This window comes from Amycolatopsis sp. MtRt-6 (assembly GCF_017308975.1).
In the GTDB taxonomy this organism is placed as follows: domain Bacteria; phylum Actinomycetota; class Actinomycetes; order Mycobacteriales; family Pseudonocardiaceae; genus Amycolatopsis.
In genome coordinates this window covers 116948-137759 of record NZ_JADWPD010000007.1, presented here as the reverse complement: position 1 = coordinate 137759, position 20812 = coordinate 116948, and the positions used below count along the sequence as shown (strand labels likewise).

Below are 20812 nucleotides of genomic sequence, written 5' to 3'. Positions count from 1 at the left end.
TTCATATCGAAAATCTGCGATACTTCGATTTATGGGTATGATCGAGAACATGCGGCTCGGCCGCTACGGGATCTGGACGTTCGACTTCGAGGACCAGCCGGCCGGCCTGATCCGGGATTCGGTGCAGGAGCTGGAAGAACTCGGCTGGCCGGCGATCTGGATCCCGGAGACCGTGGGCCGGGAAGCCCTCACGCACGCCGGGTTCTTGCTGGCGGCCACCGAACGCCTCACCGTCGTCAACGGCATCGCGCAGATCTGGTCCCGCGAGGCACAGCGGACCCACGGCGCGGCCCTGCTCCTGGCGGACGCCTACCCGGACCGCCACCTGCTGGGCCTGGGGTTCGGCGCCGGAAAGCCCGGCGCGAAGCCGCTGCAGGCGATGAACGACTACCTCGACGCGCTGGACGTCGGCCCGAAGGCCAACCCGGCACCGCGCACCCCGATGCGGCGGATCCTCGCCGCGTACGGCCCGAAGATGCTGGAACTGGCCCGCGACCGCTCGGCCGGCGCGCACACCTACCACGTGACCCCGGAGCACACGGCCCAGGCGCGGGAAATCCTCGGCCCGGAGCCGTTCCTCGGCGTCGAGCACGCGGTGCTGTTCGAGACGGACGCGACCAGGGCCCGCGAGGTCGCCCGCGAGCACCTGCACCCGTACCTCACCACTCCGTACAACATCGCGAAGTTCCGCCGGCTCGGCTACCCGCAGGAAGACATCGACGGCGGCAGCGATCGGCTCGTCGACGACCTCGTGTTCTGGGGCGACCTGGAGACGATCACCGCGAAGCTGCGGCAGCACCTCGACGCGGGCGCCGACCACGTCGGCGTCCAGGTCATCGGCGTCGAGCCGGGCACGTCGGCCATGCCGCACTGGCGGCGGCTGACCGAGGCACTGCTACCCGCGTAGGCCGAACCGCGCGGTGCAGTGCCACACCCGTTTGAGCACCTGGGGATCGTGCCGGCCGGCGCGGACGGCGTCGCCGATGACGCGGGCGTCCAGCCACCCGTCCTCGGCGATGTCTTCGCCGGCCCGCACGACCTCCTCGCCACGGTAGTCCGCGTGGTCGGCGAGCATCGCCACCGAGAGCCGGAAGCCGTGGTGCCACTCCGTGGGAAACGGCAGGTCGGCGGCCGCCGCTTCGACTTCGGTGCCGCGAAAGCACGGGTCCAGCACCAGCGCCGCGACGTCGGACGACAGCCGGAGCGGACCGTGGACGTGGGCTTCGATGTAGTCGTCGAGCTCGTCGGGGGCGTCGGCTTCGACGAGCGGGATCAGCGGCATCCGCGCGACCGTGCCGAAGTCCCCCGGCTCGCGGAAGCTGTCCGGGTAGCAGAAGGTCGTGCGCTCCAGCACGTCACGCCTGAGGCGGAAGTGCGCGGAACCGAACCGGACGGAGCCACCGGCCGGGCGGCGGCGGTGGTTGAGCGAGCCGTACTTCGGGCGAGCCGCCGGCGGGAGGGTGTCGTAGACCCCGCCGAACATCCGGCACTCCCAGCGCCACCGGTCCCCGCCCGGGTGCGCGGTCAGGCCGCCGTTGCCCGTGCCGGTCTCGAACTGGGAGCGGTAGACGCCGTCGGTCACCCAGTGCCGCAGCAGCGGCACCGCTCCCACCAGCCGGTCCGGGTGGAAGTGGACCGTGACGTCCATGCCCGCCGGCAGCGGTGGTCCTCCGGCGCGCGCCGCGACGTACTCGACTGCTGCTTGCCAATCCTGCCCCATGGTATAGGCCGTTATACACAACGCGGCGTCGGAAAACCACTGGCTTCGCGGCCGGTGCGGCGGTTTGACTGCGGCCATGCGACGGACGGATTTCGGGGTCACGGTGCGGTTCGCGCTGCTGGCGATCGTGTGGGGTGCGAGTTTCCTGTTCATCAAGGTGGGCCTGGGCGGGCTCTCCCCCGGCCAGGTCGCGCTCGCCCGCGTCGCGCTGGGCGCTCTCGCGCTGGGTGCCATCCTGCTGGTGCGCCGGCGGCCGCTTCCCCGCGATCCCGTGCTGTGGGGGCACCTCGCGGTCGTGTCGGTGCTGTTGTGCGTGGTGCCGTTCCTGTTGTTCTCGTGGGCGGAACAGTACATTTCGTCCGGTCTGGCCAGCATCTTCAACGCGACGACGCCACTGGTCACGATGTTGCTGGCGGCCGCGGCGCTGCCGGCGGAGCGGTTCACGCCACCCCGGGTCTTCGGCCTGCTGCTCGGGTTCCTCGGCGTGCTCACGATCGTCGGGGTGTGGCACGGCATCGACGTGTCCCACCAGCTGACGGCCCAGCTCGCCTGCCTCGGCGCGACGACGTGCTACGGCGCGTGTTTCGTCTACCTGCGCCGGTTCGTCTCACCTCGTGGGACAGACCCGGTGGTGGTCGCGTTCGGGCAGACGGCGTCGGCGACGGTGATCCTGGTCCTGCTGGCCCCGGTGGTCGCGGCGACGCCGGTGCGCCTCGACCTGCCGGTGGTGGCGAGCATGATCGCGCTCGGCGTCTTCGGCACGGGCATCGCCTACGCCTGGAACACGCGGATCATCGCCGCCTGGGGCGCGGCCAACGCGTCGGCGGTGACGTACCTGACGCCGGTGGTGGGCGTGCTGCTCGGCGTGCTCGTGCTGGGTGAGCCGGTGAGCTGGAACCAGCCGGCCGGGGCGCTGCTCGTGGTGCTGGGGATCCTCGCCGCCCACGGACGGCTGCGCCTGCGCAGGACGGAACCGGCACTGGTCGACGCGAAGTGACCCACGCGGGGGTCCGGGGGCTTGCCCCCGGGCGGGGTTTGGGGGTTGCACCCCCAAAAGACACTAGGCGGGTGAGGTCGGCTTGCGCTTTCCGCAAGCAGACCTCACCCGCCTTACCCGACTACAGGTACTGACCGGTGTTCGTGGCGGTGTCGATCGCCCGCCCCGAGTCCTGGTTCTTGCCGGTGACCAGCGTGCGGATGTAGACGATCCGCTCGCCCTTCTTGCCGGAGATCCGGGCCCAGTCGTCCGGGTTGGTGGTGTTCGGGAGGTCCTCGTTCTCCGCGAACTCGTCGACGATCGCGTCGAGCAGGTGCTGCACGCGGAGACCCGGCTGCTTGGTCTCCAGCACCGACTTGATCGCCGACTTCTTCGCCCGGTCCACGATGTTCTGGATCATCGCGCCCGAGTTGAAGTCGCGGAAGTACAGGACTTCCTTGTCCCCGTTGGCGTAGGTCACCTCGAGGAACCGGTTCTCGTCGCTCTCCTCGTACATCCGCTCGACGGTGTGCTGGATCATCGCGTCGAACGTCGCCTTGGCGTCGCCGCCGAACTCGGCGAGGTCGTCGGCGTGGATCGGCAGGCCTTCGGCCAGGTACTTGGAGAAGATGTCCTTCGCGCCTTCGGCGTCCGGACGCTCGATCTTGATCTTGACGTCGAGCCGGCCCGGCCGCAGGATCGCCGGGTCGATCATGTCCTCGCGGTTGGAGGCGCCGATGACGATGACGTTCTCCAGGCCCTCGACACCGTCGATCTCCGACAGCAGCTGCGGCACGATCGTGGTCTCCACGTCGGACGACACGCCCGACCCACGGGTCCGGAAGATCGAGTCCATCTCGTCGAAGAACACGATCACCGGGGTGCCCTCGGAGGCCTTCTCCCGCGCCCGCTGGAAGATCAGGCGGATGTGCCGCTCGGTCTCCCCGACGAACTTGTTGAGCAGCTCGGGACCCTTGATGTTCAGGAAGTAGGACTTCCCGTCCTCGTTCTCGCCCCGCGCCGCCGCCACCTTCTTGGCCAGCGAGTTCGCCACGGCCTTGGCGATGAGCGTCTTGCCGCAGCCCGGCGGGCCGTAGAGCAGGACACCCTTCGGCGGCCGCAGCTGGTACTCCTGGTACAGGTCGGCGTGCAGGAACGGCAGCTCGACCGCGTCCCTGATCTGCTCGATCTGCCGGGTGAGGCCACCGATGTCCTCGTAGCGGACGTCGGGCACCTCCTCCAGCACCAGGTCCTCGACCTCCGCCTTCGGCACGCGCTCGTACGCGTAGCCGGCCTTGGAGTCGACCAGGAGCGAGTCGCCCGGCTTGAGCGGCTGCTCGGCCAGCAGATCGGAGAGCAGGACCACCCGCTCCTCGTCCGCGTGCCCGACCACCAGCGCGCGAAGGCTGCCGCCCTCGACGTCGGCGGCGAGCACCTCACGCAACGCGCAGACCTCGCCGGTGCGTTCGAAGCCGCCGGCCTCGACCACGGTGAGCGCCTCGTTGAGCCGCAGTGCCTGACCGCGGCGCAGCGACGAGAGCTCGACCGCGGGCGAAACCGACACCCGCATCTTCCGGCCGGCCGTGAAGACGTCCACCGTGTTGTCCTCGTACGCCTCGACGAAGACGCCGTATCCGGACGGTGGCTGGGCCAGCCGGTCGACCTCCTCGCGGAGGGCGAGAAGCTGTCCTCGCGCTTCGCGCAGGGTTTCGACCAGTTTGGTGTTGCGCTCGGTGAGCTGGCTCACCCTTTCCGAGGCCTCGGCGAGGCGCTGTTCGAGCACCCGGTTCTGCCGTGGCGAGTCCGTCAGTTTGCGGCGCAGCAGCGCCACTTCTTCCTCGAGAAAACGGATCTGCCGAGCCTGCTCGTCCGCCGTCGTCCCAGCTCCTGATGTTGCTGAAGGGTCGGCCTCCTCGCGCCGACCTCCGGGAAGGTCATGATGCATCGGGCACCTCCTCGGAGTGCTTTTCATTCCACGGTACCGGCGATCACCGACAAGAAAAGGCCTTTCCGGATCACAAGATCGGCGCGTCGCGGTTTGCCAGCCCTCCCCAGCACGGACATTCCCGCAGCGCAAGCGGCCATTTCGGTGCCGTGGCGCCGGTGTGTCGCGGGTCCGTACGGGCCGGGACGAAGCAAGCACGTCGGGAGTACCCCGCCCGCGAGAGCCCCAACCGCCGCCCCGATCCGGGCAATTCCGGCCAGTTCCGCCCTAACCGCGCGGCAGGCCGCGCCGGTGGCTAGCATCGGGCCACGCTGTACCGGCCGCGACGGCCGGGCGCAACCGAAGGAACGCTAGGGGGCACCCGTCATGACCTACCCGCCGCAGCAACCGGGCGGCTACGGCCAGGAGCCCGGCGGCTACGGGCAGCAGCCCGGGCCGTACGGCCAGCCGCAGCAGGGCGGCTACCCCCAGAGCGGTCCCCAGCCCCAGCCCGGCTACGGCGGCACGCAGCAGTTCGGGCAGCCCGGCCCCTACGACGGGACCCAGCAGTACGGCGGGTACGACGGCACTCAGCAGTACGGCCGGCAGGGCGGGTACGACCAGTCCGGTCAGGGTGGTTACCAGCCGCAGACGGGCCCTCAGCCCCAGCAGGGCTACCCGCAGTACGGCCAGCAGGACCAGTGGGGCCAGCCGGCCCAGGGCTTCGGCGGCTACGACTCCTACGGCGGCGGCTTCGGCGACGCGCCCCCGCCCAAGAAGAAGAAAACCGGCCTGATCATCGGCATCGCGGCGGCCGCGGTGGTCGTCGTCGGCGGCGGGGTGACCGCGGTGGTCCTCGCCACCCAGGGTGACGACCAGCAGACCGCCGCGCCGCCCGCGAGCAGCAGCTCGGCGCCGGCACCGACGACGGCCCCGAAGGCCTCCACCCCGAAGCCCAAGAGCACCACGCCGACCAGCCCGACGTCGAAGAGCAGCAAGCCCGCGGACGGCCCGGCCCCCGGCGGCAAGGCCAGCTCCCAGGAGCTGTTCGACTCGACCATCGCGGCCTACAACGCGCGCGACGAGAAGGCGCTCGGCGACACCATCTGCCGCAGCGTCTTCGAGGGCACCACGGGCGCGATCCCGCAGGTCACGGTGAAGCTGACCGGCACGCCGACGGAGACCGGCGACAAGGCCACGGTCCGCTACTCCGCCACCGACGGCAGCAAGACCAAGGTCGGCACGATGTCGGCGCAGAAGGAGTCCGGGCTCTGGTGCCTGTCCAACGTCAAGGCGGACGGCTCGTGACCACCCGGCGGCGGTGAACCGCGCGTTCGCCGCCGGGCTGGCCCTGCTCGGCGTGGCCGGGGTGGGCGTGGTGCTGGGGCTGCTGCTCGTGGCCCCGTCAGGCTCGCCGCCCACCGCCTCGGCCACGCCGGCGCCGTCGACCCGCCCGACGGTGCCCTCGGCCCCCGACGAGGCCGACACGGCGGCGGTGGCGGTGCTGGCCGGCGCGATCGTCGACGCGATCGCCCGCCACGACTCCGCGGCGTTCGGCAAGCTCACCTGCCGCCCCCAGACGGCCGAGGCGCTCGCGGGCCTGCAGCGGATGTGGGACGCGGCCGGCCCGGTGACGGTGAAGCTGCTGGCGCCCCCGGAGCTGCGCGGCGAGTCCGCGACGGCGAAGGTGCACGTCGAAGCGGCGGGTGGCGTCAAGGACACGCCCTTCCCGCTGCACAAGGAGAACGGCCGCTGGTGCGTGCCGGGTTAGCCCTTGCCCTTGCTCGGCCGGCGCGACACGCGCGGCGACACCGTGCCGTCCGCCAGCCGCCGCGCGGTGAGGAGGAACGCCGTGTGCGCGACCATCCGGTGGTCGGGGCGGACTGCCAGGCCCACCACGTGCCACGGGCGCATCAGCGTCTCCCACGACTCCGGCTCGGTCCAGCACTGCTGCTCGCGCAGCGACTCGGTGACGCGCGACAGCTGCGTCACCGTCGCCACGTAGACCGTCAGCACCCCGCCCGGCACCAGGTGGGCGGCCACGTTCGGCAGCTGGTCCCACGGCGCCAGCATGTCCAGCACGACGCGGTCGACCTCGCCCTCGTGCGAGGCCAGGTCGGCGACCGTGAGCGACCAGTTGGCCGGCTTCTCGCCGAAGAACTTCACGACGTTGCGCTCGGCGTGCTCGGCGTGGTCGTCGCGGATTTCGTAGGAGTGCACCTGCCCGGCCGGGCCGACCGCGCGCAGCAGGGAACACGTCAGCGCGCCCGAGCCGGCGCCCGCCTCCAGCACGCGCGCGCCGGGGAAGATGTCGCCCCACATGACGATCTGCGCGGCGTCCTTCGGGTAGATCACCTGCGCGCCGCGCGGCATCGACAGCACGTAGTCCGGCAGCAGCGGGCGCAGCGCGAGGTAGGTCGACCCGCCCGAGGACGTCACGACCGACCCCTCGGGACGGCCGATCAGGTCGTCGTGGGCCAGCGCGCCGCGGTGGGTGTGGTACTCACCACCGTCGGCCAGCGTCAGGGTGTAGTGCCGCCCCTTCGAGTCGGTCAACTGCACCCGATCACCCGCGCGAAACGGTCCGCTGACCGACAACACTTCCTCCTGCTGTAACCCGTTTGGCCGACGCCAGATCTTCGCAGGCCGCGCGGGCGCCGGGCTCAGCGGGTACGGCGGTTCAGCGCGGCACGCAGGTCTTCGCGGCGCAGCACGCCCGCCGGCCGGCCCTCGTCGTCGACCACGAGGAACTGCCACGCGGCGGTTTCGCGGACCCGCTCGACGACGTCCTCCCCCGGCTCCGAGGCCAGCAGCACGGTCTCGGCCCGGATCGGCTCGGCCGCCAGCTCGGCCGGCGCGTGCGGCGACGAGCTCGCCAGCCGCTCCGCCGCGCCTTCGTCCAGCAGCCCGGCCGCCACGCCGTCGGCGCGGACCAGGACCACGCCGCGGCCGGCCGACGCGGCCAGCGCGTCCGACACCGGGCTCTCGGCGGGCAGCTGCAGCACCGGCCGGACCAGCTCGCCGAGGGCCAGGCCCTCCGGCCAGGTTCGGCGGGCTTCGGCGGCCAGCTCCGAACGAGCGCCGAGGATCACGAACCACGCCGTCACGACGCAGACGCCGAGCCGCAGCCAGCGGTCCGGGCTCGCCGTCGCCAGGCCCCACAGGGCCCAGACGAGCAGCCCGGCGGCCACGACCGCGCCGCCGGCGACCGCGGCGCGCGTGCCCTTGGCGCGGATGCCGGTGACCGCCCAGACGCCGGCGCGGACCAGCCTGCCGCCGTCCAGCGGCAGCCCGGGCAGCAGGTTGAACACGCCGACGGCCAGGTTCGCCACCGCGCACTCGGCGACCAGGAGCCACACGGCGCCGTCCGGCGGGACGGCGAACATCAGCAGCCCGCAGAAGCCGCCGAGCAGCAACGACACGGCGGGCCCGGCCGCGGCGACCAGGCCTTCGTCGCCGGGGCGCTTCGGGGTGCGGGCCACTTCGGACAGGCCGCCGAGCAGGAACAGGCGCACCCGCCGCACCGGGATCCCCAGCCGCAGCGCGACCAGGCAGTGCCCGAGCTCGTGGGCGAGCACGGACAGCCCGAGCAGCAGCGCGAAGGCACCGGCCAGCAGCCACGACGTCGCCGTCGAGGCGTCCGGCAGCAGCCGCCCGACCAGCGGCGCGTAGAGCACGACGACGATCAGCGAGCCGACCCACCAGGACGGCGCGAGCAGCACCGGCACACCGGCGACCCGGAACAGCACGAGGCCGCCGTCCGGGCGGACGGCCTGCCGGGTCCCCCCGGTGCCCTGTTCACTGGTCGCGGCCATGCGGAGAGCCTAGAGCCCCCGGTGTGGGTACCGGGTGATCCGGCCCCCGATGGGTGTCGTCCGCGGCGAATGCGCCCCAAGGCCACATTGGGTGCGTCAGATGCACCGAACGCCACATTGGGGTGGTCGGGGGTGGCGGGCGTTGCGGTCGCCGGAACTGTCGGACCCCGGCGTTACGCTCTGCCCATGCCCGACGCCGACACCGTCACCACCGACACCCCAGCCGCCGCCGTCGCCACCGAAGTGCGGCGGCGGCCCGCGTTGTCGCCGTCGAGGGCCAGCGACTTCAAGCAGTGCCCGCTGCTCTACCGGTTCCGCGCGGTCGACCGGCTGCCCGAAGTCCCGACCAAGGCCCAGCTGCGCGGCACGCTCGTCCACTCCGTCCTCGAACGGCTCTTCGCGCTCCCGGCCGCCGAACGCGTCCCCGCCCAGGCGCGCGAGCTGCTCGGCCCGGCGTGGACCGACCTCTCCGCCGACCGTCCGGAGTGGACCGAGCTGTTCGACGGCGACAAGCCCGAAGACCACGCGGACTGGCTGCGGTCGGCCGAAAAGCTCCTCGACGCCTACTTCGAACTGGAAGACCCGCGGCGCCTGGAACCCGAGGCCTGCGAGCTGCACGTCGAGATCGAGCTCGGCTCCGGCGTCCTGCTGCGCGGCTACATCGACCGGCTCGACGTCGCGCCGACCGGCGAGATCCGGGTCGTCGACTACAAGACCGGGGCCGCGCCGCGCGAGATCGGCGAGGCCAAGGCGATGTTCCAGATGAAGTTCTACGCCGTCGTCCTGTGGCGGCTGCGCGGGATCGTCCCCCGCCAGCTGAAGCTCATGTACCTCACCGACGGCCAATCGCTGGCCTACACCCCCGACGAGGCCGAGCTGCTGCGCTTCGAGCGCACCCTCGAAGCCATCTGGCAGGCCATCCTCAAGGCGGGCAAAACGGGCGATTTCCGGCCGAACAAGAGCAAGCTGTGCAACTGGTGCGACCACCAGGCCCACTGCCCCGAGTACGGCGGCACGCCACCCGAGTACCCCGGCTGGCCGGAGCCCGACGCCGGTGACGAGACACCGCTGGACCGGGCCGACTGATGGCCGACGCCTTCTACGTCCCGCTCGGCGACGGCCGGTTCTCCGCGACCGCGCACACGGCCGGCCCGTGGACGCCGGACGCCCAGCACTTCGGCCCGCCGTCGGCGTTGCTCGTCCGGGCCCTCGAAACCGTCGAAACCGGCCACCCGGCCGAACTCGCGCGCGTGACCGTCGAAATCCTCGGCCCGGCGCCGGTCGCCGAGCTCACCGTGCGGGCGGGGATCGAGCGGCCCGGCCGGTCGGTCGAGCTGCTGCGGGCCGAGCTGGCGAGCGCCGAACGCGTCGTGGCGCGGGCGTCGGCGTGGCGCATCGCGACGTCGGACACGGCGGCGGCCGGCACCGACGCCGGTCCGCTGCTGCCCGGGCCGGACAGCGTCGGCGAGTCGCCGTGGCCGGAGGGCTGGCAGGGCGGCTACCTCGACGCGATGGAGTGGCGCGCGGTGCGCGGCGGCATGGACGTGCCGGGCCCGGCGGCGGTGTGGGCCCGCCAGCGCGTCCCGCTGGTCGACGGCGAGGAACCGAGCGGCCTGCAGCGGCTGTTCACCGTCGCCGACTCCGGCAACGGCGTGTCCAACTACCTCGACCCGCGGCAGTGGTGGTTCATCAACTCCGAGCTCACCGTGCACCTGCGGCGGGTGCCGGAAGGCGAGTGGATCGGCCTCGACGCGGTCACCCTCGTCGGCGGGCACGGCATCGGCACGGCGACGAGCATCCTGCACGACGCCGGCGGCCCGGTGGCCACCGGCGCGCAGGCGCTGATGGTCCGGCCGCGACAGGCCGGGGGCGGATAGCCACCCACAACGGGCCCGCATCCAATAACCTTCGCGGAACGACCGACTTGAGGAGCGCTCCGGCATGCAGATCACCTCGGTGGTCAACCAGAAAGGCGGGGTCGGGAAGACCTCACTGAGCGTCGGCACCGCGGCCGCACTGGCCGAGCGGGGCCGCCGGGTGCTCCTGGTCGACCTCGACCCGCAGGGCCACGCGACGACCGAGATGCTCGGGCTGTCCGAGGTGGCCGCGGACCAGCCGAGCCTGGCGAAGGCGCTGGCCAAGACGTGGAAGGGCCCGATCGAGGAGCTCGTCGTCCCGCACCCGCGCAGCAACCTCGGGAAGGGCGGCGCGCTCGACGTCGTACCGACGTCGCCGGGGATGTTCGACCTGATCCGGCGGCTCGACTCGTTCCGCGTCCCCGGCTGGCAGCTCGCGCGGGTCATCCAGTTCGCCAACTACGACCACTGCGTCATCGACTGCCCGCCCGCGCTGGACGTGCTGACGAACAACGCGCTGGCGGCCTCGCACGGCATCCTGGTGCCGGTCCAGCCGGACAAGACGAGCATCCGCGCGCTGCGGCTGCTGGCCGACCAGGTCCGGTACGTCGAGCAGACCGTCGGCCGGCAGCCGCTGTCGTGGTTCGGCCTGGTGCCGAGCCTCTACCGGCGGCCGATCTCGCACTACGCGGCCGCGGCGCTGCAGGAGATGTACGACTTCGGCATCCCGATGCTGTCGCACCTGCCGCTGGGTGTGGTGATGAACGAGGCGGCCGCGCACGGCGTCCCGGTGACGACGTACGCGCCGGAGACGCTGCAAGCGCTCTCCTTCCGCGAGATCGCGGAAACCCTGGACGGGTACCTGGCGCAGAACGCGGCCCCGGCGGTGATCCCGGCCGACGAGGAGTTCGTCTTCGAGGACTTCATCTCCGAGGTCGCGGTGGCCCGCAACGTCAACGACAACGGCGCCCGCAAGGGCCTCTACGACTTGCTGCCGAAGAAGCCCAACCGCCCCCGGTAAGCAAGTCTGCCGCGGCTCGTCGTGAGTGGTAATTCGGGTTCTAACCCGAATTACCACTCACGAGCGGTGTGCGTCAGAGGCGGCAGGAGCGGATGTCCGACGCCAGGATCGCCTTCGCGCCCACCTCGGCCAGCTCGTCCATGATGAGGTTGACCTTCTTGCGCGACACCATCGCGCGCACCGCCACCCAGTCTTCGTGCGCCAGCGGGGCGACCGTCGGCGACTCCAGGCCGGGCGTGATCGCGATCGCGCGCTCGACCAGCGTCCGCGGGCAGTCGTAGTCCAGCATCATGTACTGCTGCGCGAACACGACCCCGCGCAGGCGCGCGGCCAGCTGCGACTTCGCCTTGCTCTCCTCGGTGCCCCGGCGCTGCAGCAGCACCGCTTCCGACACGCAGATCGGGTCGCCGAACGCCACCAGGTTGTGCTGCCGCAGCGACCGGCCCGACTCGACGACGTCCGCGATCGCGTCCGCCACGCCGAGCTGGATCGAGATCTCCACCGCGCCGTCGAGGCGGATCACCTCGGCCTCGACGCCGTGGCGGGCGAGGTCGTCGCGGACCAGCCGCGGGTACGACGTCGCCAGCCGCTTGCCGTGCAGGTCCGCCGGCTTCCAGTCCCGGCCGGCCGGGGCCGCGTAGCGGAACGTCGAGCCGCCGAAGCCGAGCGCCTGGATCTCCTCGACCGGGGCACCGGAGTCGAGCGCGAGGTCCCGGCCGGTGATGCCCAGGTCGAGCTCGCCGGAGCCGACGTAGATCGCGATGTCCTTGGGGCGGAGGAAGAAGAACTCGACCTCGTTGACGTGGTCGAGCACGGTCAGGTCGCGCTGCTCATGCCGCTTGCGGTAGCCCGCCTCGCCGAGCATCTCCGTCGCCGCGGCGGCGAGGGCTCCCTTGTTCGGCACGGCAACACGCAGCATTTCGCTTCTCTCCTCGTTCTTCGGGTTCTTCGGGGACCACCCGTCACAGGTAGCGGTAGACGTCCTCGGTCGACAGGCCGCGGCCGAGCATCAGCACCTGCACCCGGTACAGCAGCTGGGAGATCTCCTCGGCGAGGCGCTCATCGGACTCGTGCTCGGCGGCGATCCACACCTCGCCGGCTTCCTCGAGCACCTTCTTGCCCTGGGCATGCACCCCGGCGTCGAGGGCGACGACGGTGCCGGACCCGTCGGGACGGGTACGCGCGCGCTCGGCAAGCTCCGCGAACAGCTCATCGAAGGTCTTCACGGTCCGGAATCCTTCCATCCCGGACCCGGAACCGCCGCCCCGCCCCGCCGCGGATGCCGCCCATCTCACACGCCCGTGGACGCCGGCTCCCACGAGCTGGGATCCGTGGCGATCAGAACAGCGCGCCCTGCTCGAAGTCGAGCAGGTACCGCTTGCGGTCGAGGCCGCCGCCGTAGCCGGTGAGGGAGCCGTTCGAGCCGACCACCCGGTGGCACGGGACGATGATCCCGATCGGGTTCTTGCCGTTCGCCAGCCCGACCGCACGGGACGCGCCCGCGTTGCCGAGCCGGTCCGCCAGCTGCCCGTAGGAGATCGTCGTGCCGTACGGGATCTTCCGCAGCTGGGCCCACACCGCCTGCTGGAACGGCGTGCCGACGAACGTCAGCGGCACCTCGAACTCCCGCCGTTGCCCGGCGAAGTACTCCTTCAGCTCGGTTTCGGCGCGGTCGAAGATCTCCGCGCCCGGGTCGTGCGAGCCGAAGGTCAGCTCGTCCGGGCGGTGGCGCTGGTCGACCATGTAGAGGCCGCAGAGCGCGGCGCCTTCGGCGACCAGCGTCAGCGGGCCGCACGGGCTGTCGACGACGGCGTGGGTACGCATGGGTTCTCCTGTCGGGGTCATGCCGCGGGCATCCGGTTGATCGCGTGGTCACCGGTGGCCCACAGGTGCTGGGTGGCGTAAGCACGCCAGGGGCGCCAGGACGCGGACCGGGCGACGACGGCGGCCTGGCCGCCGAGGCCGAGCGTCTCCGCCGCGTACTTGATGCCGAGGTCGGTGGGGAGGAAGGCGTCCGGGTCGCCGAGGGCACGCATGGCGATGCTCTCGACCGTCCACGGCCCGAAACCCGGCAGTGCGGACAAAGCCGCCCGTGCCGCCTCCCAGTCGCTGCCCGCGCTGAGGTCCAGGCCGTCCGTCAACGCGGCGACCAGGGCCAGCAGTGTGCGACGGCGGCTGCGCGGCATCGCGAGGGTCTCGGGGTCGAGGGAAGCCAGCGCCGGCGCCGAGGGGAACAGGTGCGTCAGGCCGCCTTCGGGGTCGTCGACCGGCTCGCCGTGGGCGACGACGAGGCGGGCCGCGTGGGTCCGCGCCGCCGCCGTCGAGACCTGCTGGCCCAGCACGGCCCGCACCGCGAACTCGGCGCCGTCGACCGTGCGCGGGACCCGGCGGCCGGGCGCGGCGGCGACCAGCGGCGCGAGCAGCGGGTCGGTGGCGAGCTGGTCGTCGACGGCGACCGGGTCGGCGTCGAGGTCGAGCAGGCGGCGGCACCGGCTGGTGGCGGCGGGCAGGTCCCGGAGGTCGGTCAGGGTGAGCCGGCAGGCGATGTGGCCGTCTTCCGGTCGCAGCGCGACGACGCCGTGGCCGCGCGGCAGCCGCAGCGTCCGGCGGTAGGCGCCGTCCCGCCACTCCTCCACCCCCGGCACGCCGGTCGCCACCAGGTGCCCGAAGAGGTTGTCCGGGCACAGCGGCTTCCGGTAGGGCAACCGCAGGACCAGCGCGCCGGCCGCCGCCGACGGCGTGCCCTTCGCGCGCTGCCGCAGCTCGGTCGGGGAGAGGGCGAACACCTCGCGGACGGTGTCGTTGAACGTCCGGATGCTGCCGAAGCCGGCGGCCAGGGCCAGCTCGGTCATCGGCAGCGTGGTCGTTTCGATCAGGGTGCGCGCGGTCTGCGCGCGCTGGGCGCGGGCCAGGGCCAGCGGGCCGGCGCCGAGTTCGGCGAACACCTGCCGTTCGACCTGCCGGACGCTGTAGCCGAGCCGGGCGGCGAGGCCGCGGACGCCTTCGGTGTCGACGACGCCGTCGGCGATCAGCCGCATCGCCCGCGCCACGAGGTCGGCGCGCTCGTTCCACAGCGGCGAGCCGGGGGTGGCGTCGGGGCGGCAGCGCTTGCAGGCCCGGAAGCCGGCCTGCTGGGCGGCCGCCGCGCTGGGGTAGAACGCCATGTTCCGCGGCTTGGGCGGCACCACCGGGCAGCTGGGCCGGCAGTAGATCTTCGTGGTCAGGACGGCGGTGTAGAACCACCCGTCGAACCGGGCGTCCTTCGCCTGCACGGCCCGCACGCACCGTTCGAAGTCTTCATGCACCACGCCAGCATCGCCGACGCGCGGGGCCCGGGGCTAGCGGAAAAGCGACATGGTGGTGATCAGCCGAGCAGGGCCGCCAGCCCGGGGACGTCGATGCCCACCAGGGAGTCGCGGAACACGCGCCGCTCCCCCGCCTCGACCTCGACGTCGTTCGGGATCACCAGGACCGTGCAGCCCGCCGCGACCGCGGACGCCGTGCCCGGCGGCGAGTCCTCGACCGCCACGCACCGCTCGGGCGAGACGCCCAGCAGCTCGGCCGCCTTGAGGTACGGGCGCGGGTGCGGCTTGTTGAGGCCCTCGACCTCGTCGCCGCACACGGTGACGTCGAAGAAGTCCCGGCCGATCGTGTTCAGCGCCAGCTCGGTCAGGTCACGCTCGGTCGAGGTGACCAGCGCCGACCGCAGGCCCGCCTCGCGCACCGCCGTCAACGCTTCGCGCGCGCCCGGGCGCCACGGCAGCTCGTCGTCGAACAGCCCGGCCGTGCGGCGGCGGATCTCCGCGCCGGTCGAGGCGATCGCCTCCGGCGTCACCGGAAGGCCGGTCACTTCGAGGAGGTACGCCGAGGTGTCGTCCATGTTGGACCCGACGAGCGTCATCCGCTGCTCTTCGGAAAGCTTGCCGCCGAGCCAGTCCGCGGTCTCGTAGAGGGCGACGTCCCACAGTTTCTCGGAATCGACGAGCGTGCCGTCCATGTCCCACAACACGGCGTCGAGACCGTCCACAGTGGAATCTCCCTCAGGTGTTGAAGTACTTGGCTTCCGGGTGGTGGCAGACGATCGCGTCGGTCGACTGCTCGGGGTGCAGCTGGAACTCCTCGGACAGCTTGACGCCGATCCGGCCCGGTTCGAGGAGGGCGACGATCTTCGCCCGGTCTTCGAGGTCGGGACAGGCGCCATAGCCCAGGGAGAACCTCGCCCCACGGTAGCCGAGCTTGAAGAAGTCCTCGACGTCGTCGGGGTCCTCTGAGGCGACCGCCACACCGCCGGGGAAGGTCAGCTCGCCCCGGATGCGGCAGTGCCAGTACTCGGCCAGTGCTTCGGTCAGCTGGACGCCGAGCCCGTGGACCTCGAGGTAGTCGCGATAGGCGTCGGCCGCGAACAGCTCGTTCGCGTAGTCGGCGATCGGCTGGCCCATGGTGACGACGGTGAAGGGCACGACGTCGACTTCGCCGGACTCGCGCGGCCGGTAGAAGTCGGCCAGGCAGAGCCGCCGGTCGCGCCGCTGCCGCGGGAAGGTGAAGCGCAGCCGCTCCGGCGCGTCGGGCGCGGGCTCGGTGAGCACGACCAGGTCGTCGCCCTCGGCGACGCACGGGAAGTAGCCGTAGACGACGGCCGCGTGGGCCAGGATTCCGTCGGCGGTCAGCCGGTCGAGCCAGTACCGCAGCCGCGGCCGGCCTTCGGTCTCGACGAGTTCCTCGTACGTCGGCCCGGCGCCGCCGCGGGCGCCCTTGAGCCCCCACTGGCCCATGAAAGTGGCGCGTTCGTCGAGCATGGCGGCGTAGTCGGCGAGCGCGACGCCCTTGACCACCCGCGAACCCCAGAACGGCGGGCTCGGCACCGGCACGTCGGTGGCGACGTCCGACCGCGCGGGCAGCGGCCCCTCTTCCTCGACCTTGCGGGCCTTGCGCGCCTCGGCGATCCGCAGCGAGCGTTCGCGGCGTTCCCTGCGCTCCTGGCGCTTCTTCTCCGCGTCGGCGTCCACCAGCGGCGATTCCCCGCGCTTGGCGGCCATGATCGCGTCCATCAGCCGCAGGCCCTCGAACGCGTCCCGCGCGTAGCGGACGTCGCCGAGGTACAGCTCGGTCAGGTCGTTCTCCACATAGGACCGGGTGAGCGCGGCGCCGCCGAGCAGCACCGGCCAGCGCGCGGAGACGCCCCGGGAGTTCATCTCCTGGAGGTTCTCCTTCATGATCACCGTGGACTTGACCAGCAGCCCGGACATCCCGATGGCGTCGGCGCCGTGCTCTTCGGCGGCGTCGAGGATGGTCGTGATCGGCTGCTTGATGCCGAGGTTGACGACCTCGTAGCCGTTGTTGGACAGGATGATGTCGACGAGGTTCTTGCCGATGTCGTGGACGTCGCCGCGGACGGTGGCCAGCACGATCCGGCCCTTGCCGGAGTCGTCACCGGTCTCCATGTGCGGTTCGAGGTGGGCTACCGCGGCCTTCATCACCTCGGCGGACTGGAGCACGAAGGGCAGCTGCATCTGCCCGGAGCCGAAGAGCTCGCCGACCGTCTTCATGCCGGACAGCAGCGTGTCGTTGATGATCTGCAGGGCGGGCCGCTGCTCCAGGGCCGCGTCGAGGTCGTCGGCGAGGCCACCCCGCTCGCCGTCGACGATCCGGCGTTCGAGGCGTTCGAACAGCGGCAGCGCGGCCAGCTCCTCGGCGCGCGACGCCTTCGACGACGCCGCGCTGACGCCCTCGAACAGGGCCATCAGCTCCTGCAGCGGGTCGTAGCCCGCGCGGCGGCGGTCGTAGATCAGGTCGAGGGCGACCGCGCGCTGGTCGTCCGGGATGCGGGCCATCGGCAGGATCTTCGACGCGTGCACGATGGCGGTGTCGAGCCCGGCTTGGACGCACTCGTGCAGGAACACCGAGTTGAGCACCTGCCGCGCCGCCGGGTTGAGTCCGAAGGAGATGTTCGACAGGCCCAGGGTGGTCTGGACCTCGGGGTGGCGGCGCTTGATCTCGCGGATGGCCTCGATCGTCTCGATGCCGTCGCGGCGGGACTCCTCCTGGCCGGTGGCGATGGTGAAGGTGAGCGCGTCGACGATGACGTCGGCGGTGCGCAGGCCCCAGTTGCCGGTGATGTCCTCGATGAGCCGGGTCGCGATGTCGGCCTTCTTCCGCGCGGTCCGCGCCTGGCCCTCTTCGTCGATGGTGAGGGCGACGACAGCGGCGCCGTACTCGCTGACCAGCTGCATGACCTGGGCGAACCGCGACTCCGGGCCGTCGCCGTCCTCGTAGTTGACGGAGTTGACCGCGCACCGGCCGCCCAGGCGCTCCAGCCCGGCGCGCAGCACCGCGACCTCGGTGGAGTCGAGCATGATCGGCAGGGTCGACGCGGTGGCCAGGCGCCCGGCCAGCTCGGCCATGTCGGCGGTGCCGTCGCGGCCGACGTAGTCGACGCACAGGTCCAGCAGGTGGGCGCCGTCGCGGGTCTGCTCGCGGGCGATCTCGACGCAGTCCTCCCAGCGGCCCTCCAGCATCGCGGTGCGGAAGGCCTTCGAGCCGTTCGCGTTGGTCCGCTCGCCGATCATGAGCACGCTGGCGTCCTGCTTGAACGGCACCGCCTGGTAGAGCGACGACACGCCGGGCTCGGGCCGCGGCCGCCGGGGCACCGGCTTCGTCCCGGCGACGGCGTCGGCGAGCTGCCGGATGTGCTCGTCGGTCGTGCCGCAGCAGCCGCCGACGAGGCCGACGCCGAACTCGCGGACGAACCCGGTCAGCGCCTCGACCAGGGCCTCCGGGCCGAGCGGGTAGACGGCGCCGCCCGGGCCGAGCTCGGGCAGGCCGGCGTTCGGCATCACCGACAGCGGCACCCGGGCGTGCTTGGCGAGCTGCCGCAGGTGCTCGCTCATCTCGGCCGGGCCGGTGGCGCAGTTGAGCCCGATGACGTCGATGCCGAGCGGTTCGAGCGCGGCCAGTGCCGCGCCGACCTCGGTGCCGAGCAGCATGGTGCCGGTGGTTTCGACCGTGATCGAAGCGAGGATCGGCACGGTCCGGCCTTCGGCGGACATCGCCCGCTTCGCGCCGATGATCGACGCCTTCGTCTGGAGGATGTCCTGGGTGGTTTCGACGATCACGGCGTCGGCGCCGCCGGCCAGCAGGCCGCGGACCTCCTCGCGGTAGGCGTCACGCAGCGTGGTGAACGGCGCGTGGCCGAGCGTCGGGAGCTTGGTGCCGGGCCCGACCGAGCCGAGGACGAACCGGGGCCGGTCCGGCGTCGCGAACTCGTCGGCGGTCTCGCGGGCCAGCCGCGCGCCGGCCTCGGCGAGCTCGAAGATCCGCTCGGTGATGTCGTACTCGGCGAAGTTGGCGAAATTGGCCCCGAAAGTGTTCGTTTCGACAGCGTCCGCGCCCGCTTCCAGGTACCCGCGGTGGACCGCGCGGACCACGTCCGGCCGGGTGACGTTGAGGATCTCGTTGCAGCCCTCGAGGCCGCCGAAGTCGTCCAGGCTGAGGTCGTGGGCCTGCAGCGCGGTGCCCATCGCCCCGTCGGCCACCAGGACGCGCGTGCGAAGGGCTTCGAGAAAGGTTGACGACAGGCGGTCGGACATGCTGAACAGGGTAAGGCCGGTGGTCGTAGGCTGGTCCGGTGAGTGAGCCCGTCGACGAGACCCCGCGGCCGCCCGGCGGCCGCCCCGAACCCACCCGGCCGCTGATGGTGGTCGCCTTCGAAGGATGGAACGACGCGGGTGACGCGGCCAGCCGGGCGGTCGAGCACCTGCAGCTGAACTGGGACGCCACCCCGCTGGCGGAACTGGAGCCCGACGACTACTACGACTTCCAGGTCAGCCGCCCGACCGTCCGGATGGTGGACGGTGTCACTCGCCGGGTGGACTGGCCCACGACGCGCCTGTCGGTGTGCCGCCCCGACGGCTTCGACCGCGACGTGGTCCTCGTGCAGGGCCCCGAGCCCAACATGCGCTGGCGCGCGTTCTGCGCGGAACTGCTGGAGCACATCCAGCAGCTCGACGTCGCGACGGTGGTGACGCTGGGGGCGTTGCTGGCCGACACCGCGCACACCCGGCCCGTCCCGGTCACCGGCACGGCCTACGACAAGGACACGGCGTCGCTCTACGGGCTGGACCTGAACAACTACCAGGGCCCGACCGGCATCGTCGGCATCCTGCAGGACTACTGCGTGCAGGCGGGCATCCCGGCCGTGTCGATCTGGGCCGCCGTGCCGCACTACGTGTCGCACCCGCCGTCCCCGAAGGCGACGCTGGCCTTGCTGCACAAGCTGGAGGACATCCTCGACGTCGAGATCCCGCTGGGGGCGCTGCCGGAGCAGTCCGAGGAGTGGCAGCGGACGGTCAGCGAGATGGCCGACGAGGACGAGGAGATCAGCGAGTACGTCCGCAGCCTCGAAGAGCGCGGGGACGCCCAGAGCGAGGTCACCGAGCAGGACGTCAGCGGCGACAAGATCGCCGCGGAGTTCGAGCGCTACCTGCGCCGCCGCGGCCGCGGCGGCGAAGGCTTCGGCCTGCGCTAGTCATTTGAGCCAGCTGGTGGCGAACGCCCGCGCGGGGTTCGCCACCAGCATGGCCGTGACGACGTCGCCGCCGAGCTGCTTGGTCAGCCGCGGCGCGAGCGTGGTGAGCAGGTACCGCATCCCCGGGCCTTCGGCGACGTAGCGGGCCGCGGCCGTCGTCGTGTCGCCGCCGAGCAGGAGCTGCCCGCCGTGCCCGGCCTCGACGAGCGCCTGGAGGCCGTCGAAGAGCCGCAGGTCGGTGGCGTGGTTGGCCCGTGACGGGCCGTCGAAGGCCAGGAACACGCCGGTCTCGGCCACCTCGCGCTGGACCATCGGGTCCGGGTTGCGATTCAGGTGACCGAGGATCACCCGGTCGGGTGATACATCCATCTTTCCGCACAACAACTCGACCACTTCGAGGCCCGAGGTGCCCAGTTCCAGGTGCACGGCGATCGGCGCACCGGTCTCGTCGTGCGCCACCGCGGCGGCCGTCAGCGTCAGCCGCGCGTGGGAGTCGACACCGTGGTAGCTGCCGGCGACCTTGATCAGCCCGGCGCGCGGCCCGGTCCGCGGGTCGTAGGGGCGGTCCGTGGGCGGGGTGCCCTCGACCAGGTCGTCGACGAAGACCCGGACCAGGTCGTCGACCACCTTGCCCAGCAGGGTCGGCGAGTAGTGCGCGGGCCGGTGGAGGCCGGTGGCCGCCACCACGTGCATCCCCAGCTCTTCGGCCATCCAGGCCAGCTTGTGGGTCTGGCGGCCGAGGCCGAACGGGGTCCACTGCACGACGGCCGCCCCGCCCACCCCCTGGAAGTCCAGCAGTTCGTGGATCGCGTGCGCCGGGTCGTCCAGTTCCTGGCCCGGCAGGAGCTTCGAGGCCAGGAAGAGGTGGTCGTGCGAGTTCGTCACGCCGAGTTCGGCCGGATCGATGTCGCCCAGCACCGTCCTGACCTTGGGTTCCCCAGTCACGATCGCGAGTGTAACGCCTCAACCGTTACGA

General features: G+C 71.9%; 19 protein-coding genes. 8 read left to right on the top strand and 11 right to left on the bottom strand.

All coding sequences use genetic code 11. The features are described from left to right. Nucleotides 1-31: 31 nt before the first annotated feature. Nucleotides 32-907 (top strand): TIGR03620 family F420-dependent LLM class oxidoreductase, encoded by an 876-nt coding sequence (locus tag I4Q55_RS14760; RefSeq protein WP_374194470.1) that lies wholly within the window; start codon nucleotides 32-34, stop codon nucleotides 905-907. Here I4Q55_RS14760 and I4Q55_RS14755 read toward each other — a convergent pair. Continuing rightward, the gene (locus tag I4Q55_RS14755; protein WP_206788294.1) at nucleotides 896-1720 is read right to left on the bottom strand and encodes a DUF3626 domain-containing protein; all 825 of its coding nucleotides are present in this window, start codon (nucleotides 1718-1720) and stop codon (nucleotides 896-898) included. The genes I4Q55_RS14760 and I4Q55_RS14755 overlap by 12 nt on opposite strands. Before the next feature lie 76 nt (nucleotides 1721-1796). Here I4Q55_RS14755 and I4Q55_RS14750 point away from each other — a divergent pair, with 76 nt between their 5' ends. Next, entirely contained in the window at nucleotides 1797-2717 is a 921-nt protein-coding gene (locus tag I4Q55_RS14750; protein WP_206788293.1) for a DMT family transporter, read from the top strand. A gap of 121 nt (nucleotides 2718-2838) precedes the next feature. On the opposite strand, the gene arc is transcribed toward I4Q55_RS14750, so the two are convergent. Further along, nucleotides 2839-4641: a proteasome ATPase gene (gene arc / locus I4Q55_RS14745; protein ID WP_091311455.1), complete on the bottom strand. Its 1803-nt coding sequence runs from the start codon at nucleotides 4639-4641 to the stop codon at nucleotides 2839-2841. 366 nt (nucleotides 4642-5007) lie between these two features. Here arc and I4Q55_RS14740 point away from each other — a divergent pair, with 366 nt between their 5' ends. Both I4Q55_RS14740 and I4Q55_RS14735 read left to right on the top strand, forming a co-directional pair. Next, complete coding sequence (locus tag I4Q55_RS14740) at nucleotides 5008-5928, top strand: hypothetical protein (RefSeq protein ID WP_206788291.1); 921 nt, start codon at nucleotides 5008-5010, stop codon at nucleotides 5926-5928. A 13-nt stretch (nucleotides 5929-5941) separates the two neighbouring features. After that, the gene (locus tag I4Q55_RS14735; protein ID WP_206788290.1) at nucleotides 5942-6391 is read left to right on the top strand and encodes a hypothetical protein; all 450 of its coding nucleotides are present in this window, start codon (nucleotides 5942-5944) and stop codon (nucleotides 6389-6391) included. Here I4Q55_RS14735 and I4Q55_RS14730 read toward each other — a convergent pair. Both I4Q55_RS14730 and I4Q55_RS14725 read right to left on the bottom strand, forming a co-directional pair. Further along, nucleotides 6388-7218 carry a tRNA (adenine-N1)-methyltransferase gene (locus I4Q55_RS14730; RefSeq protein WP_206788289.1) on the bottom strand — a complete coding sequence of 277 codons (831 nt, stop codon included), beginning with the start codon at nucleotides 7216-7218 and terminating at the stop codon, nucleotides 6388-6390. The genes I4Q55_RS14735 and I4Q55_RS14730 overlap by 4 nt on opposite strands. A 65-nt stretch (nucleotides 7219-7283) precedes the next feature. Then, nucleotides 7284-8435 carry a site-2 protease family protein gene (locus tag I4Q55_RS14725; RefSeq protein ID WP_206788288.1) on the bottom strand — a complete coding sequence of 384 codons (1152 nt, stop codon included), beginning with the start codon at nucleotides 8433-8435 and terminating at the stop codon, nucleotides 7284-7286. A 186-nt stretch (nucleotides 8436-8621) separates the two neighbouring features. Between I4Q55_RS14725 and I4Q55_RS14720 the strand changes: the two genes are divergently transcribed. The 3 genes from I4Q55_RS14720 (at nucleotide 8622) to I4Q55_RS14710 (ending at nucleotide 11312) form a co-directional block, all read left to right on the top strand. Then, nucleotides 8622-9521 carry a RecB family exonuclease gene (locus I4Q55_RS14720; protein WP_206788287.1) on the top strand — a complete coding sequence of 300 codons (900 nt, stop codon included), beginning with the start codon at nucleotides 8622-8624 and terminating at the stop codon, nucleotides 9519-9521. Then, entirely contained in the window at nucleotides 9521-10312 is a 792-nt protein-coding gene (locus tag I4Q55_RS14715; RefSeq protein WP_206788286.1) for a thioesterase family protein, read from the top strand. The genes I4Q55_RS14720 and I4Q55_RS14715 overlap by 1 nt, the downstream gene beginning before the upstream one ends. Before the next feature lie 64 nt (nucleotides 10313-10376). After that, nucleotides 10377-11312 carry a ParA family protein gene (locus I4Q55_RS14710; RefSeq protein ID WP_206788285.1) on the top strand — a complete coding sequence of 312 codons (936 nt, stop codon included), beginning with the start codon at nucleotides 10377-10379 and terminating at the stop codon, nucleotides 11310-11312. Nucleotides 11313-11385: 73 nt separating this feature from the next. On the opposite strand, the gene hisG is transcribed toward I4Q55_RS14710, so the two are convergent. The 6 genes from hisG to metH form a co-directional block, all read right to left on the bottom strand. Then, the gene (hisG, locus tag I4Q55_RS14705) at nucleotides 11386-12231 is read right to left on the bottom strand and encodes an ATP phosphoribosyltransferase (RefSeq protein WP_206788284.1); all 846 of its coding nucleotides are present in this window, start codon (nucleotides 12229-12231) and stop codon (nucleotides 11386-11388) included. A gap of 43 nt (nucleotides 12232-12274) precedes the next feature. Beyond that, a complete protein-coding gene (locus tag I4Q55_RS14700) occupies nucleotides 12275-12538 on the bottom strand; it encodes a phosphoribosyl-ATP diphosphatase (RefSeq protein WP_013226745.1) in 264 nt (87 codons plus the stop codon). A gap of 112 nt (nucleotides 12539-12650) precedes the next feature. After that, entirely contained in the window at nucleotides 12651-13136 is a 486-nt protein-coding gene (locus I4Q55_RS14695) for a methylated-DNA--[protein]-cysteine S-methyltransferase (protein WP_206788282.1), read from the bottom strand. A gap of 17 nt (nucleotides 13137-13153) precedes the next feature. Continuing rightward, nucleotides 13154-14617, bottom strand: coding sequence for an AlkA N-terminal domain-containing protein (locus I4Q55_RS14690; RefSeq protein WP_206788280.1), 1464 nt, complete (start codon nucleotides 14615-14617; stop codon nucleotides 13154-13156). A 59-nt stretch (nucleotides 14618-14676) separates the two neighbouring features. Further along, a complete protein-coding gene (locus I4Q55_RS14685) occupies nucleotides 14677-15339 on the bottom strand; it encodes an HAD family phosphatase (RefSeq protein WP_206788278.1) in 663 nt (220 codons plus the stop codon). Between the two features lie 13 nt (nucleotides 15340-15352). After that, a complete protein-coding gene (gene metH, locus I4Q55_RS14680) occupies nucleotides 15353-18898 on the bottom strand; it encodes a methionine synthase (protein ID WP_206788276.1) in 3546 nt (1181 codons plus the stop codon). 38 nt (nucleotides 18899-18936) lie between these two features. On the opposite strand from metH, the gene I4Q55_RS14675 reads away from it, so the two are divergent. Next, nucleotides 18937-19836 carry a PAC2 family protein gene (locus I4Q55_RS14675; RefSeq protein WP_206788274.1) on the top strand — a complete coding sequence of 300 codons (900 nt, stop codon included), beginning with the start codon at nucleotides 18937-18939 and terminating at the stop codon, nucleotides 19834-19836. Here the strand turns inward: I4Q55_RS14675 and I4Q55_RS14670 are convergent, their stop codons facing one another. Beyond that, the gene (locus I4Q55_RS14670; RefSeq protein WP_307793205.1) at nucleotides 19837-20781 is read right to left on the bottom strand and encodes a phosphotriesterase; all 945 of its coding nucleotides are present in this window, start codon (nucleotides 20779-20781) and stop codon (nucleotides 19837-19839) included. Nucleotides 20782-20812: the final 31 nt, after the last annotated feature.

Coding starts and splice junctions, on each gene's coding strand:
- I4Q55_RS14725 (WP_206788288.1), bottom strand. CDS start 8,435: ATGGCCGCGACCAGTGAACAGGGCACCGGGGGGACCCGGCAGGCCGTC.
- I4Q55_RS14715 (WP_206788286.1), top strand. CDS start 9,521: ATGGCCGACGCCTTCTACGTCCCGCTCGGCGACGGCCGGTTCTCCGCG.
- I4Q55_RS14695 (WP_206788282.1), bottom strand. CDS start 13,136: ATGCGTACCCACGCCGTCGTCGACAGCCCGTGCGGCCCGCTGACGCTG.
- I4Q55_RS14720 (WP_206788287.1), top strand. CDS start 8,622: ATGCCCGACGCCGACACCGTCACCACCGACACCCCAGCCGCCGCCGTC.
- I4Q55_RS14710 (WP_206788285.1), top strand. CDS start 10,377: ATGCAGATCACCTCGGTGGTCAACCAGAAAGGCGGGGTCGGGAAGACC.
- metH (WP_206788276.1), bottom strand. CDS start 18,898: ATGTCCGACCGCCTGTCGTCAACCTTTCTCGAAGCCCTTCGCACGCGC.
- I4Q55_RS14750 (WP_206788293.1), top strand. CDS start 1,797: ATGCGACGGACGGATTTCGGGGTCACGGTGCGGTTCGCGCTGCTGGCG.
- arc (WP_091311455.1), bottom strand. CDS start 4,641: ATGCATCATGACCTTCCCGGAGGTCGGCGCGAGGAGGCCGACCCTTCA.
- I4Q55_RS14740 (WP_206788291.1), top strand. CDS start 5,008: ATGACCTACCCGCCGCAGCAACCGGGCGGCTACGGCCAGGAGCCCGGC.
- I4Q55_RS14755 (WP_206788294.1), bottom strand. CDS start 1,720: ATGGGGCAGGATTGGCAAGCAGCAGTCGAGTACGTCGCGGCGCGCGCC.
- hisG (WP_206788284.1), bottom strand. CDS start 12,231: ATGCTGCGTGTTGCCGTGCCGAACAAGGGAGCCCTCGCCGCCGCGGCG.
- I4Q55_RS14760 (WP_374194470.1), top strand. CDS start 32: ATGGGTATGATCGAGAACATGCGGCTCGGCCGCTACGGGATCTGGACG.